26 protein-coding genes and 1 other RNA gene are annotated in these 13135 nt (G+C 50.5%); 3 read left to right on the top strand and 24 right to left on the bottom strand.

What is annotated here, in order from left to right:
• Position 1: 1 nt before the first annotated feature.
• From K5621_RS02425 to K5621_RS02310, 24 genes are all read right to left on the bottom strand, one after another.
• Positions 2-292 (bottom strand): VpaChn25_0724 family phage protein, encoded by a 291-nt coding sequence (locus K5621_RS02425; protein WP_144361167.1) that lies wholly within the window; start codon positions 290-292, stop codon positions 2-4.
• An 8-nt stretch (positions 293-300) separates the two neighbouring features.
• Positions 301-603: a DUF2730 family protein gene (locus K5621_RS02420; RefSeq protein ID WP_144361166.1), complete on the bottom strand. Its 303-nt coding sequence runs from the start codon at positions 601-603 to the stop codon at positions 301-303.
• Positions 603-821, bottom strand: coding sequence for a TraR/DksA C4-type zinc finger protein (locus K5621_RS02415; protein ID WP_208180673.1), 219 nt, complete (start codon positions 819-821; stop codon positions 603-605). The genes K5621_RS02420 and K5621_RS02415 overlap by 1 nt, the downstream gene beginning before the upstream one ends.
• A gap of 11 nt (positions 822-832) precedes the next feature.
• A complete protein-coding gene (locus tag K5621_RS02410; RefSeq protein ID WP_221050330.1) occupies positions 833-1432 on the bottom strand; it encodes a hypothetical protein in 600 nt (199 codons plus the stop codon).
• On the bottom strand, positions 1417-1695 hold the full coding sequence (locus K5621_RS02405; RefSeq protein WP_144361164.1) for a hypothetical protein: 279 nt from the start codon (positions 1693-1695) through the stop codon (positions 1417-1419). The genes K5621_RS02410 and K5621_RS02405 overlap by 16 nt, the downstream gene beginning before the upstream one ends.
• Entirely contained in the window at positions 1695-2243 is a 549-nt protein-coding gene (locus tag K5621_RS02400; protein WP_221050329.1) for a glycoside hydrolase family 108 protein, read from the bottom strand. The genes K5621_RS02405 and K5621_RS02400 overlap by 1 nt, the downstream gene beginning before the upstream one ends.
• A 91-nt stretch (positions 2244-2334) precedes the next feature.
• Positions 2335-2784 carry a hypothetical protein gene (locus K5621_RS02395; protein ID WP_221050328.1) on the bottom strand — a complete coding sequence of 150 codons (450 nt, stop codon included), beginning with the start codon at positions 2782-2784 and terminating at the stop codon, positions 2335-2337.
• 9 nt (positions 2785-2793) lie between these two features.
• Positions 2794-3219, bottom strand: coding sequence for a Mor transcription activator family protein (locus tag K5621_RS02390; protein ID WP_144361161.1), 426 nt, complete (start codon positions 3217-3219; stop codon positions 2794-2796).
• Between the two features lie 84 nt (positions 3220-3303).
• A complete protein-coding gene (locus K5621_RS02385) occupies positions 3304-3639 on the bottom strand; it encodes a hypothetical protein (RefSeq protein ID WP_221050327.1) in 336 nt (111 codons plus the stop codon).
• Positions 3626-4144 carry a gp16 family protein gene (locus K5621_RS02380; RefSeq protein ID WP_221050326.1) on the bottom strand — a complete coding sequence of 173 codons (519 nt, stop codon included), beginning with the start codon at positions 4142-4144 and terminating at the stop codon, positions 3626-3628. Before K5621_RS02380 ends, K5621_RS02385 begins: the two co-directional genes overlap by 14 nt.
• Before the next feature lie 3 nt (positions 4145-4147).
• The gene (locus K5621_RS02375; protein ID WP_221050325.1) at positions 4148-4555 is read right to left on the bottom strand and encodes a hypothetical protein; all 408 of its coding nucleotides are present in this window, start codon (positions 4553-4555) and stop codon (positions 4148-4150) included.
• 10 nt (positions 4556-4565) lie between these two features.
• Positions 4566-4820 carry a hypothetical protein gene (locus K5621_RS02370; protein WP_144361159.1) on the bottom strand — a complete coding sequence of 85 codons (255 nt, stop codon included), beginning with the start codon at positions 4818-4820 and terminating at the stop codon, positions 4566-4568.
• A 26-nt stretch (positions 4821-4846) separates the two neighbouring features.
• Positions 4847-5056 (bottom strand): hypothetical protein, encoded by a 210-nt coding sequence (locus K5621_RS02365; RefSeq protein ID WP_221050324.1) that lies wholly within the window; start codon positions 5054-5056, stop codon positions 4847-4849.
• Between the two features lie 11 nt (positions 5057-5067).
• An RNA gene (locus K5621_RS02360) (hammerhead ribozyme type II) lies at positions 5068-5140 on the bottom strand.
• A gap of 10 nt (positions 5141-5150) precedes the next feature.
• Positions 5151-5609 carry a hypothetical protein gene (locus tag K5621_RS02355; RefSeq protein ID WP_221050323.1) on the bottom strand — a complete coding sequence of 153 codons (459 nt, stop codon included), beginning with the start codon at positions 5607-5609 and terminating at the stop codon, positions 5151-5153.
• Positions 5602-5787: a hypothetical protein gene (locus K5621_RS02350; protein WP_208193576.1), complete on the bottom strand. Its 186-nt coding sequence runs from the start codon at positions 5785-5787 to the stop codon at positions 5602-5604. Before K5621_RS02350 ends, K5621_RS02355 begins: the two co-directional genes overlap by 8 nt.
• Positions 5762-6001 (bottom strand): hypothetical protein, encoded by a 240-nt coding sequence (locus K5621_RS02345; RefSeq protein WP_144361155.1) that lies wholly within the window; start codon positions 5999-6001, stop codon positions 5762-5764. Before K5621_RS02345 ends, K5621_RS02350 begins: the two co-directional genes overlap by 26 nt.
• Before the next feature lie 222 nt (positions 6002-6223).
• Positions 6224-6865 (bottom strand): DUF3164 family protein, encoded by a 642-nt coding sequence (locus K5621_RS02340; protein ID WP_208180684.1) that lies wholly within the window; start codon positions 6863-6865, stop codon positions 6224-6226.
• 11 nt (positions 6866-6876) lie between these two features.
• A complete protein-coding gene (locus K5621_RS02335) occupies positions 6877-7221 on the bottom strand; it encodes a hypothetical protein (RefSeq protein WP_221050322.1) in 345 nt (114 codons plus the stop codon).
• A gap of 8 nt (positions 7222-7229) precedes the next feature.
• Positions 7230-7424 (bottom strand): hypothetical protein, encoded by a 195-nt coding sequence (locus tag K5621_RS02330; protein WP_221050321.1) that lies wholly within the window; start codon positions 7422-7424, stop codon positions 7230-7232.
• Between the two features lie 3 nt (positions 7425-7427).
• A complete protein-coding gene (locus tag K5621_RS02325) occupies positions 7428-7601 on the bottom strand; it encodes a hypothetical protein (RefSeq protein WP_221050320.1) in 174 nt (57 codons plus the stop codon).
• Between the two features lie 19 nt (positions 7602-7620).
• Positions 7621-8565 (bottom strand): AAA family ATPase, encoded by a 945-nt coding sequence (locus K5621_RS02320; RefSeq protein WP_221050319.1) that lies wholly within the window; start codon positions 8563-8565, stop codon positions 7621-7623.
• A gap of 24 nt (positions 8566-8589) precedes the next feature.
• Positions 8590-10596, bottom strand: coding sequence for a transposase domain-containing protein (locus K5621_RS02315; protein WP_221050318.1), 2007 nt, complete (start codon positions 10594-10596; stop codon positions 8590-8592).
• Positions 10597-10607: 11 nt separating this feature from the next.
• Complete coding sequence (locus K5621_RS02310; protein ID WP_221050317.1) at positions 10608-10865, bottom strand: helix-turn-helix domain-containing protein; 258 nt, start codon at positions 10863-10865, stop codon at positions 10608-10610.
• Positions 10866-10995: 130 nt separating this feature from the next.
• On the opposite strand from K5621_RS02310, the gene K5621_RS19980 reads away from it, so the two are divergent.
• From K5621_RS19980 to K5621_RS02295, 3 genes are all read left to right on the top strand, one after another.
• On the top strand, positions 10996-11769 hold the full coding sequence (locus K5621_RS19980; protein WP_245003125.1) for a S24 family peptidase: 774 nt from the start codon (positions 10996-10998) through the stop codon (positions 11767-11769).
• A gap of 288 nt (positions 11770-12057) precedes the next feature.
• Positions 12058-12480 carry a carboxymuconolactone decarboxylase family protein gene (locus K5621_RS02300; RefSeq protein WP_221050316.1) on the top strand — a complete coding sequence of 141 codons (423 nt, stop codon included), beginning with the start codon at positions 12058-12060 and terminating at the stop codon, positions 12478-12480.
• A 73-nt stretch (positions 12481-12553) separates the two neighbouring features.
• On the top strand, positions 12554-13135 hold the full coding sequence (locus K5621_RS02295; protein ID WP_221050315.1) for a TetR/AcrR family transcriptional regulator: 582 nt from the start codon (positions 12554-12556) through the stop codon (positions 13133-13135).

The raw sequence follows: 13135 nt of genomic DNA, 5'->3' as shown, positions 1-13135 counted from the left end.
CTTAAGCCCGAGGGCGCTTAACACCTGGCACGGTTGCTTGGCCAGTGGCAACATCTTCACCACGGCCAGTGAGCCTGGCGATTTGGCAATCCTGGATATTGCGCAAGGTGATAAGCCCCTGTTCCTCAAGCCAGGCCAGGTGATTGCGTACATTGTCGCGGCTAATGTTATGCCCGTAGGCATCCAGGCAAGAATCGATAATCGACTCGTTGGCCTCATAACCGTGCATTTCGCGCAGAGAGCGCAGGATCACCAAGCGCTGATCTTCAATTAGCAGTGTTTTAAATGACATATGATCCTCTACTTATCGTCCTTCAAACGTTGTTCCAACAGCAGTTGAGCCAAGTGTTCAACCGGTTTTATCTGCGCCCTGAGCTCTTTCATTTCGCCCCGGGTTTCGGCCATTTCCACCATCAGTTCCGTAAGCTGCTTCTGGGTAGGCAGGCTGTCTACCCTGGCGCTCAGCTCATCCACCTTTTTATCTATCTTTTCCAGGTCGTCGCGCTTGGCATAGGTTTTTGAAAGCAGCGCCAGAACCAACATGCCAATGGTGCTTAACCCTGCCCACACCATGGGCCAATAGGTTTTAAACCATATATCCATCAACGTGGCTCCCTGGCTGCTTGACATGGCACGCAACGTACTGCGCTGTTATTTACAGCAAGGCGCTCTGCTGCTATCTGGTCACCACAATCCAGGCACCAGCGGTTGCCATCCTCGTCAATGTCCGGCGTTTCAACATCACGTGACAACTGCCTGGCGATTGCCTGCTCGCGGAACTTCTGCTCTGCGTCCTGCGCCTGGTCAACCAACTCTGTCATAGAAGATCCTGTCATTGACGGCCCTTAACCACGTTTAATAATGCATTGGTCATCTTGGCACCGCTGCCTTTGGGGTGCGGGGCAAAACCGTCCAGCGTGCGCAGACCAAGGTAAGCCCATGCCGGGGTAGACAACATGGCGGCTACCGCCACATCAATACCGCTGCCGTAGTTGAATGCGGCCAGGCCTTCCATTACAAAGCAGTAGAATATGGTGGCCCACATTGACTGCCGTGCCATCAGCGGGCGGGTTTTGCGTATGTAGGGATCCTCGGCTTTGTCGCCGGCGCGAATGGTCTCTTGAGTTTGCAGATGTTGAGACTGGGCATCTTTAAATGTCAGCTCCTGGCGGCGGGTAATTTCACGCTCCATTTCCACCTTGAGCCGTTCCAAATCAACCAGCGCCTCCGGCGGCATCTTTTGCAGTTCACGGGCAAGTGCTGCTTCCTTCTGGCTGGCGGTGACACCCAGGGCACCATCCACCTGTTCTACCATGTCGGCCACTTTGTTGGCGGTTTCACTGCCACCGAACATAGAAGAAATACCCCTTATGGCAGCAGGTCCAACTTCCATTGCCAGCTTGGCCGCACCCAGTATTAGAGAGAGTGACATTGTCTTATACTCCTGATTTTTGAAAGTTTGTCGGCGCCACTGGGCGCGTTAGGTTTGTTTGCTGTGGCTTGGTCTATATGCACACGGATGTCGCACTGACTCACGCCATGCCAGCCTCTGTTGAAGAATGATTGCATGGTGCCGCAGTGGCTGAAGAACGGCGCGACAGCAGGAACAGCAGCGCCGGTTTGATAGGCTTTCAGTTCAGCATCAAGGCGCAGCTCGCGCCCCCTGACTTTTGAGTAGTCCCAGTTTTTGCCCATTACTGCATCTCCCACGCGGCATCGGTTAGATGCACCAAGCGGTTATGCCAGCCCTCAATGAAGCGCACCTGAGTGTGGTTTTTCTTTATAATACGTGCATACAGCCTGGCACGGCGCAGGCCATAGCGGGCGCAAAGGTATTCAACGTCGCAGCCATTTACCGCCTTGCGGGTATTGGGCCCAACCTTTCCGTCTGCTTTGCTGCCGCATATTTCCTGCAGCATTCGGATGGCGGTAACAGCCCCATGCTGCACGGCACTGTCGAGCATGTATAACGCCACCGGGGCTGACCAGTCATTACAATGAGCAGCCAGCCAATAGTTCCTGTGGTAAATGCGCACGGCGGCATCAATGGTAAGCGCGGCGATATCTATGTTGGGGAAGGCGCGTTTGCTGATACCGAACTTGGTTTCTCCGCCTGGATCCTTGGGGTCGTTGACATAGCCACCATCGGCACGCAAGCCGCCTTCCATTTTCAGAATGAAGTAAACGGCATGGCAAAATTCAGGCGTGTAGCCTTTGGTTGAAAACGGGAAGTCTGAAAACATGAAAGCACAACCAGATTAAGTATCTTAATTCGATTGTGCTTTTTATAGAGAGAATGGATTAATTAATGTGGATTTTTGCTATTGCTGGATTCTATTGCCTGGAAACTTCGCAGCTGAACTTGTTTGAAAGCCTTAACATCCTGAGCTTCCATCCGTTAAGCACAGCCTCTTTTGCTTCGCCATCTTTTAAATGTTCACTGAATACACTTCTGATAATTTTTTCGTCAGCTGTTTCAGGGTCATTCCATGTTTGTGCCTTATTGTAATCAATAAACGCGGTGAGTTTATAACATGGCATTATCGAAATGACATCTAATTGTTGGGTTGGCGCCAGTACCACCGTTATTGCGCCTTTCGTATCAGTCAGGTTTATTTTGATATCGCGATATTGATTACTTGATTCAGCAATATGGCTATTGCCTTTCTTGTACCAGTCAGCCGCATATACATTAGACATTTCGAAAGATTGGATCAAGTCATCAATCTTTGCAGCCGAAACGTTTACTGAAAAAATAGCAGCCAATAAAAGTAACTTTTTCATACTCGTCCCTTAAAACAAATCCGGTTGTCGGTTCTTCACTTCGCGTTTGCGCATCTTAGCAATTACCCGATAGATATGCTGCATTGATTTATCGTACTTGCGCGACAGAGCTTCTACGTTGTCGCCGGTAAACTCATGCCATATCGACAGGTTCATTATCTCAGCTTCCAGTTGCCGACCCCTTGGCAGATACAACTGCACGCCGCCGAACTCGCGGCAGATGCGGTTAAGCATAGGGATGGCAATTTTACTGTCGGCACCATGCTGCTCCAACTCATGCTTGAACATGGCATAGATTTGCCGCATCGCTTCGGGCCAGCGCTGTGAGTCTTCACCATCGGCTATGCGTTCAATATCTTCCAGGCTAACATTGTCATAGCCAAAGAGATCACTGTTGTCATTGCTTGCAGCACTTGGTTTGTTTGCAGCGGTCATGGTCGCCCCCGGTCACTCTATCAAGATGAAAAAACACCCCGCATAGCGAGGTGTTTTCAGTATAAGGCATGGGGGCTCTACTGGTCATGGAGTTAATGATGTCAAAGAGAACAGCTTATAAACTTCTTTTGAAAATTCATCTTCACTCATAGATTCATCGACATACACAAAAAACGGAAATCCTTTCCCTGTTACAACGGTGCGTCTGCGATATATTACTCTCACACCTTCCGTTATATTTTCCACCTCATAATACTCTGGTGGTTCAATACAAGCAGGATGTGAAAAGTGGTCGCCATCTACTAATCCACCTATCAATAAGAATTTAGTAGTATCACCCTCAAAACCTTTGCGTTCACCGCCGTTGGCTCCAACAAAATCCCATAGTTTCCCGCCAACATTGATATTATCTTTTCCCACTGTAAAACTCCTCATAATGCCCAGCCAACATATCGTATCCTGCTGGTGCTGTGAGTTTATCGTTTGGTGGAACGCGACCACCGCTCGCAACAATGGCATCAACCATACAACGGTAGTGCCACTTCTTCAACGCTTCAAGAACCTGCGCCGCATGTTCTGAGCGCAGCCAGTTTACCCGGTCCACCCCTTGGCCGTTGTCTGTCTTGGTCATGCGTTTAACATAGGTATTAAGCGCCACCTCGGTATTGCTGCGGACAAACCCCTGGGCAAACATGGTCAACCAAATGGCGCGTATCTTGGCAACTTCAGGCGCACGATCCCGGCGCTTGCTCTTTGGCTTGAAGCCCTGGGCTTTCATTTCAGCAATTACCGCTTTGAGCTGCACCTCATCAAGCTCCTTGGCACTGCGCTTGCCGGTAACCTTTTCAAGCAAGTTGCGGTACATGTCATCATCCAGATGCAGTTCACGCTTACCGATTTGAACCAGTTTAAGTAGGTTTGACATAGTTCAAACTCCAGCACTTTCTTTGATAGTCAATATGCATTGGTTCCAACCGGATTTTTGTCCGTCCATATGTACCTGGTCTATCAATGATGAAACTGCAAACATCGAACCAAATTCATAATAATTCAATGGGTCATCATTATGGAATCGGCCACCGACATGTTCAGCCCACCGGCTTTTAGTCCAATCCTTTCTAGGTCTTTGTTTAATTTCAGGCAGCAATTCAACAACAATACGTTTTTTGATTTCTACAAGAGATTCATAACCAGTTTTTAATAATGCTTCATCACTTGTTTTTGCAACCTTTGAAGCGAATTCACCTGTGTGCAGGTTTGCCAATGTATAAAGTGCATCCAAAGCCTCACGTAAAACCTCTATCTGAGATTTCAGTTCGTCAATTTGTTCATTCATCTTCAATCACCTATGCCGCGCTGCGGCTGTTGTTGCTTAAGTTGCGTTCATTACGATGCTCAGCCTGACACGCCTTACATCTGCACTGCAGGCCGTCAGGTTCTCTGGCAGATGGCGACCAGAAAAGCGTATCCTGGGGCCAGTACTCTTTGCAGCGGGGGCACAGCTTCTGCAATCCAACCTCGTCGTCTATGATTGCTTTGCCATTGGCCAGCCTGCGCTGCATCAGCATCTGATTCATAATGGGTGTGTATTCACCAAACATAATCCCCCCTGGCATTCACGCTTGAGCTAGTGTTTGCTGGCTTGCTTAATAACCCGGTTAACCAGGGCAATCCGGGTCTTCTGACCTTCTGCACCCTGCAGCTTAGCCAGCATGATCTCAGCCACTTGTCTAGCCTTGCCCGGATCGCGTTGAAGCATATTCTTCATGCTCGTTTCCGCATCTATCACACTGGTGCAGATTAAACTCATTGCTTGTTTCTCTAAGGTTTTCATCATGGTTTACCTCTTTTCGGCTGCTCATCAGTGCCCGGCAACCACACCGGGCAGACAGACAAGGCGCAAGGCCTTGCTGTTTCGCTTTGGTGTGGGTTCATCCTGTTGGGGTGCTGCACTGCATGCAGGCGGCTTTGGTTAGCTCCAGCCCATCCAGCTTCTTGAACTGACGGCACAGAACGGAGGCTTTGGGAAAAAATGGTTCATGCCAAACAAGCTTTTCGTGCATTCGTGGATGTTGTTTCTTCGCTTCCCGTTTCCCCCAGATCTTTTCGATTTGAGCAATTTGCTTTGCCGTATAAATGGCCTTGCTTCTTTGGCACCATACTTCTGGAATTATCGAAGGTGCATCGTTTGTAAGGTCTTGTTTAATTCCTATCCAAACACCCTTGATAAACCCATCGATATAAACCGTCAGCACAGTTTTTGATTCGCCAGAACGCTCGCGGCGAACAGATAATTCATGACCTTTGTAGGTAAAGGTGATGTTGACAAACATTGCCGTCATTTCGGTTTCAATGTCTTGCCATAGCTCTTTGCTGATTGCTTTACTCATCGTCCCACTCCTTTTCGTTACTGTCCTGGACAGTTACTTTTTTCACTCTTTGGGCTCGCCGCTGGCGCCAGTTACCAAGGTTGTTGTCGGCCCAGGCTTCGGCGTCTGCCTGGGTGCAGCGGTTGTGCTGCGCGATGTAGGCGATAAGTTCCTTATGCCGTTTCCGTTTCAGCGTCATGGCGTTCACTTATCAATTGCTCATATTCTTCACGCACGTTCGAACCCTGGCGGCCAAGCACATAGTTCAGTGCAGCTATGTAGCCGTCTTCAAAGGTGCAATCCGGGAAACAGCTGCCCTCAATTTCAATCATGGTTTCAGCCATGCTGATTTCATGTTCTATCTCGCGGCGGCTGAGGGCGCAGAGAAACAGCTTTTTCAGTTCAGCGGTCATCGTATTGACTCCGTTTTTGCTTGTCGTACACAGTCACTATGTTGCGGTTCTGGATGATGAAGTAGGCGCAGTTGCTGCTTGGTTGGGCGGCTGGCAGTTGCTACCGCCTCAACCAATTGCGGCAAGTTGCGCCCGGTTCGCTGGCGCCATCTGTCCACTGCATGACGACTGACATTGATTTCTCCGTATCGGGTATGCAGTAGCAATGGCATCATCGCCTCGCTACAGCTTGGCGATATCGAGAGAAATCTGTTTATAGGCGCCATCATCCTGGCGTTCGTATACGCGCAGGTAAGGCGTGGTACCAGTCACCTTAATGGAGTCACCAATGGCATCCATTGCTTGGCGCCAGTCAGGATCCGTGATGTTGAGTTGGCGTAGGCTCAGCACTTGGTTAACGTCGATATTGCCCTGCTTATCCACGCGGAATGCCGAGTTAACCAGCGCTTTGATGTGGTCGTTTGAACCCACGCTCCAGCGTTTGATGCATTCATCAATCTTGGCTTTGGCTGCTTGTATCCGTTCATCAAAAATACGGTGCTCGCCAATTGAGCGTGTCACCTTGTATTTGCCGTCGAACGAAATCAGGGTGACGTTGCCTTTGGCACCGCCGTATTTCACATCGTGCTCGGCGGCTGATACGTCCACAAAGTCGGCTACCTGAGCCATAGAGTTGGCCTTGAATAGGCTCATCTTTGCCTGCAAATCTTCGGCGAACATGACGATGGACATCACCACCTCATCGCGCAGTTTGTCTATCTCTTTGATTTGGCTTTCAGGCACCAGATGCCCCTGGGCGTTTTTGCGAAAACCGGCAGGTGATACGACTTCAAATTGGTTGTTAAAATTATCGGTAGCATTCATGGTATTGCTCCTTAGAAATTACGTGGCCACACGCTGATTAACTCAGGTGAATAGGGGTTAAGGGTTTGGCATATCTCGGCAATCAGTGGCAGTTCATCATCTACCCAGCGCACCAGGCAGCCGTTGAACTTGGCAACACAAATCTTGCTGTCTACACCCCGGTGAACCTGGGTAATGCGGGTGGCCTTACTGCGCAGCTTTAATGTGGTTTTGTTGCGCATGTCGAACTTGGGCTTTTCGATATCAATAACCGGCGTTGGCTGGTTGTCGTTGATAGCGACCACAGTGCAACCGGCCATCTGCAACCGGCCTACGGCAGTAAGAGACAATGCTTGTCTTTCCTGTTTGGTTTTCATGCCACACCTCACTTGCTGATTGATTGGTAGATAAGCCCGGGAGCGATTACGATTTCGCTTTGGCTCAGGTCGTCCAAACACAGGTCGCCATAAAGCCGGTTTACAGGCCGATTAAAAACGTATTGTTTGCCATCATTGCCCGTGATTAGGCGCTTAGCCTGGGTGACGCTGCCGTCACATATCTGTACGTTTAGGTATTCCATTACCTACCTCACTCCTTGTCCTTGGCTCCACATCACTCTTGCCTGTTCCTCTGATAGGGCCGGAAACAATTCCAAAACTTCTTCCACAGCCTCATTCATCATTGGAAATTGCGAGTGGGCTTTAACCATCGCATATGCTGCTAACACGATTGGGTGCTGGCGATTCAGCTCTGACATATGAAATTCCATATCCACCTCACTCATTGGTTTCGAGTTCTGCGAACGCAGTGCGCAGCAGCTTCTCGGTAATGGCGCCACGCTTGGCAAACATCGCCGCCAACTTGAGTGTTTTACTCAGCAGACGCAGGCCGCCGGGGCGCTCGCTGATTTGAATCATCAAGTTAACTTCCGTCTCGCCGGCAATGTTCCAGGCGGCGGCCACAGACTTGACATCAGCCTGCTTGGTTTTGTGAATGCCGCGCTTTTTGGCAATGCGCGAAAACAGGCGGGCAAAGTCTTCATTGCGGCGGCCGCCGGTCAACTGGGTGTAAACCTTGTTGTTACCTACCAGTGCCATACCAATGCCGGTTTCTTCCTGCAAAATGCGTAGCTCTTCCAACGTTGGGTAATCCAGGTGGTCGGCTTCATCTACAATCACCAGGCCTTCGCTGCCTTTCAGGCGCTGGCGGATAACGCGGGACAGTGGGCCCTTGGTGCGCGGTGCTTGGTCCATGCCAAGTTCCATGGCTATTTCGTACAAGCATTCGGTAAGGGTTGAACGGCTGGGGCTGGCGGTAACCTTCCACACGTTGTTATTGGTGCGCTGGTACTCATCCAGGGTTTTGCTTTTTCCCACACCGGATGCGCCATACAACACCACAATCGACTCGGTGATTTGCGCGTAGCTGAGGTCGTCCATAATCTGCTTGGCGGTTTGAGTCATCACAAAGCCTGGGTCTACGCTGGGGTTGGCGTCGCGCTGGTCACGCATACGTAACCAGTTGCCGAGCTTTTCAATAATCTTTGCCGGGTTGGCCTTGTATTGGTCGTTCAATATCTGGCTCAGGGTGGAGGGCGATACGCTTATCTCCTGGGCAATTTGTGAAGAGGTAACCCGCTTTGATTCAATCAAGCTGCTTACGCGCATCAGTACATCTGTTTTGCTGGTTTCTGCCTTCGCCAGGCTCACTACGTTTTCCATAATCAATCCTCTTTTACAGTGGGTTTAAAGGCGGTTCTTTTGTTTCAGTTCACGCAGGTAGGCCACGCTTTCACTGAAGTTGATTTCGCACTTGGCTTTGTGGTCTATGTCGGTTTCTTCCTCATAGGCCACGGCGGTGGCCGTATTGCCTATGGCTGCAGGGCGGGCCATGGTGACCACTTTGGTTTCGGGGATAACCTCTTCTTCTACCGGCGCCATCATGGCGGCCAGCTCCATTGAATCGACACTGATCTGTGCCTGAGCGGCCAGCTTGTTGGCTTTGGTAAACTGGGTACGTTTGCGCTTGTGTTCGCGGGCGGCTTGGGTATCGCCAAAGCCCACCTTTTCAAGGCAATCGGCAGTGCAAAGGTGCACGCCATTGAGGGCGTATATTTCAACTGATTCGTGCAGGGCTTGTGGGTCGAATCGTGCAACTAGCTTTTGGCCGACATAGTTCATCAGCATTTCGTTGAAGTAGCGGTTCTTGCGGCCACGCAAGCTGCCGCCGGACTCCAGCACTATGGTGCCATGCTTGGATACCCGCACCGCTTCGGCTTGCAGCATCATCAGTTGCAGTTGGGCGGTGGTGGCTTTGCGAATGGCAGCGTTCTGGTAGCTGGCGTCAAAGGCTTGGTTGAACGACATAAAGCCTTTACAGATTTCGGTATTGCGGCCTGCTTTGGCGTTGTACATTTCAACGCCTTTGGCTATGGCTTTAAGGAAGTCTTCGACGTCAATCTCTCTGCTGCCATAGTTTTCTGGCTTGGCCATTGGGTTGGGGCCTGTGTAGCCACCCTCACACAGTGGCTTCTTGTCTATGTATTCCTCAAGCCCGCCGACACCGAAGGCACGTTCTATCGGTTTGGCTTGGCCGTGGCCTTTGCCCAGGATTACGCTAGACCAATGCAGCTTGATCCCCAGCATGGGGATAATGCCCAGCGGGTCATCTTCCTTCACTTTAAAGCGGTAGCGGTTTGGTACCCCGCCGGTCATCCATTTGTTGGCAGCGGCGCGGGTGTTATCTATGGTGATCTCTTTCGGGATACCGTACTTCTTGCATACGTCCATCAACGACAGGCGGATGCTGTCGGTGTTCTCGCTGATGTCACAACGCCAGCCCACAATTTTTCGGCTGTAGATGTCTTGCCAGAACCAGGTTTTCGGACGCAGGATTTCGCCGTTGAACCACTTAACAAATACGTTGTGCTGGTAGCCGTCACCGTTGATCCATTCAAGGGCGTGCAGGCCTTCAACCGTGCGTTCCTGTGGTGGGTACAGTTGGTGCAGTGCGTGCTCGCCTTCGCGCAGCAACACTTTTTGTTGTGCGGTAACTTCGTGGTCAAGACGACGGCTGAGGCTTTTTAAACTTGGTATCTCCCAGCCGTTGTGCGTGGCGGCATCTTTCAGGCGCTCGTAACATACAGTCATATTCGGTTGTTCAAGCCGCAGGTAGTCGGCTTTGAAAAACTCCCAGGCGGCAGGGGTGACGTAGGCGAACTGGTTCTTTTTCTTGCTGTCGGCAACTTCAAAGTGGCGCGGCAGCAAGGCCGGTGCCCAGTCTGCTTCTTCAATGCCTTTCACTTTGGCGCAGTGGCGCCGCAGAGTACTGACGGCAATGCCGTATTCTTCACTTACTGACTCATAGGCATCCATCATCTGTATGCCGTTATTGCGCAGGGCAAACACGGCTTTAACTGCGGTCAGGGCGTGCTGTGCTTTGTCGCGTGCTGTATTGCTGGCTTGGTTCCAACGGCCCCACAATGCTTCGCTGCAATATGCATGTTGTTGGCTTTTCTTCTTCGGCAGATCCAGAACCTGATCGCCGACTTTTATTTTGCCTTCTCTTTTGTAGATGGCGGTTTGAGTGGCAGGAGGCAAAAGGCTGATGTGATATTCAATCCCTTTTGTCCCTTGTCTCTTTCTTGACAGGTGAGGCTTTGACTCAGCCAGCCGTTTCAATTGCTCTCTGACATTTCTTTCTGAGCCAGGTAACCCAACCACGCCCGCGAGTTCGCTTGCTATTAGCCACATATTGAGACTCCTTAGCTAGCTGCTCGCAGTGAACGGTAACGGCTTGGCCATATTTCATCGGGTTGCAGATCCAATGCCTTGGCAATAATCCGCTCCCCTTTCGGCCATGGTGAACGAAGCGCATTTGCAAGAGTGTTTTCGCCGAGGCCAGCGTCCCTTGATAACTGACGAACGGACAATCCGCGCTTTTTTAAAGCAGCAACGATGTCGGCACGATGCCAATCGCTTCCCTCATTTGAAATTTTTTGAGACACTCTCTCGTTATTCATCTTGGTTACTCCAGTGTGTTGCTCCACTTAGTAACTCAATAATTGATCAAACGGACTTAACGGTCAATATCAACGGATGAATATTTTTCCTTTGCATCCGTTTGTGTATTTTTAAAGCATGGATTTAAATATGAATAAAGACTTAGTAAACAGCATCTTAAGCGGAACGGATCCTGAAGAGCAGGAAACGGATGCAAGATCCGTTACCTCCAATGAGAAACGGACGATGTGGTTTATTGCATCCGAAGTGGCAGGGCACGGAAGTTTTCCAACATCCGATAGATGGACAAGAGATCATTTGAAGGAATTGGCGGCAGGTAAAGAACACCTGGCACGCAAGAGAAAAGGCACCAAGGCGATGGAATATCATATCAGCCTGTTCCCAGCTGATACCCAGAGAAGCCTGCTAGGCGATGATATTGATTGCATAGGTGAAGCGCCAAAGGTTTACAGCGCAGTGCCTATGGTTAGTGACTTCTTAGATGAGTTCGCTTTGATACCCGGATATAGAATTCAGGTGTCGGCTGGTAATGGTTCACTGAATCCAGACCAAAGAGACCCTGTAAGGCATTTGGCGTTCAGGCGTAAATGGTTGAAGTTCAGAGGCTTCAATGAAAAAGACCTGGCGATCGTATGGGCCAAAGGCGACAGCATGGAGCCGACTATCAGCAATAACGACACACTGGTAGTTCACCTTGGCCGCAACAAACCGGCCGATGGCCACATCTATATATTCAGGAACGGTGATGAGCTGTTCGTGAAGCGGTACCAAAGCATGCTTGGTACCTGGCGCCTGATAAGTGACAACGCTTTCTATAGTCCGCTCGATATCACCAAGCAAGATCAGCATCAGTTCGAGGTAGTAGGTCAGGTGGTTCACATTGCCAAAGACATCGGCGATTGATTTAAAGGTTTAAAGGTTTTTTAAAGCAGCTTTCATTGGCTTTGTTCAGTGCTCACTTTACTAGGCCAAACCAGCGACATCAGATAGGATTGCTCAAATTAGGTAAAACTGACAAGCTCACCAAATGAGTAAGGGGCCAGAGTCATCACAAACTCAAAGCCCCTTGCCACATCTGGCTTCCAACCACATTGCGATCCCATTTGATCCAGCGACTTCCCACTTGATCCCGGATCCTTGTTCATTGTTCATTTAACTAGACCCTATACACTGGGCATAAATGGCGCGGTCATGAAGGGCTATCTGGAGTTTGAGGCCAATCTGGAAGAGCACAGCCTGCTGAGCCTGACCCAGCGGGAGATGATCTCCCTGGCGGTTGCCAACTATAATGGCTGCGAATACTGTGTCAGCGGCCATAGCTTTTCCGGGAAACGTGCCGGACTCAGTCCCGATGCCTGTATCAAGGCGCAGCAGGGCAAGGCCGATAACAGCGAAGATCAGCTGCTGCTGGATGTCGCCCTGGCGCTGCTGCAACACAGAGGCAAACTGCCGGACTCCTTGCTAGAGGCCTGTCTGGATGCCGGGATCAGTGAGGCCAAGGTGATGCAGGTCTGCGCCTGGAGTGGTCTGAATAACTTCAGCAACTGGGTCAACAACACAGTGCAGCCGAAAATCGACTTTCCAAAGGTTCCACTGCAACCCTATACTGAGTGACAAAAGAGAAGCGACAATGCGATGCATTGCCGCTTTTTCAATTTAAATTCAATCAGCTATCTATGGGGAATACGTGAAGAAGAGAATGCTCAAAGATCAGCGCCGTGAACAACTGCTCGAAGTTGCCTGCGAGATTGTCCGCGAAGCCGGTACCGATGCGCTGACCTTGAACACCCTGGCTCAAAGAGCCGGAGTGACCAAACCTTTGACCTATCGCCACTTCACCACCCGACAAGGATTATTGGCACAGATGTACCGCCACTACGACAGCCAATTTGTCAAGGCGGTGAAACAAGCCGCAGCGGAGCAAAAAGCTTCGCTGGCAGAGCTTTGCACCTTGGTCTGCCGCGCCTATCTGGACTGCGCCGTACGCTGCGGCCCCGAATATGAGGCGATAGTTGCGGCGCTGCGTGGCTATCCTGAGTATCAGAACATCACCACAGATATTCGCGACTTCTTCACCGATTTCTACAGCGAACTCTTTGCCGATTACCTCAAGCAGCCTGCTCCACAAAGCAAGCTGCTGTGCTGGGCCATCCATGGCGCCATCAATGAAGTCGCCAATGCCGTGGCCTGCGGCCATGCCACCCCCCAAGAGACAATAACCAGGCTAAGCCAACTGCTGCAGCGTATGCTCGGCGCCGATGAGAGCTGA

This window comes from Shewanella carassii, from assembly GCF_019670705.1.
Lineage (GTDB): Bacteria > Pseudomonadota > Gammaproteobacteria > Enterobacterales > Shewanellaceae > Shewanella > Shewanella carassii.
This window is presented reverse-complemented; position numbering and strand designations above follow the sequence as displayed.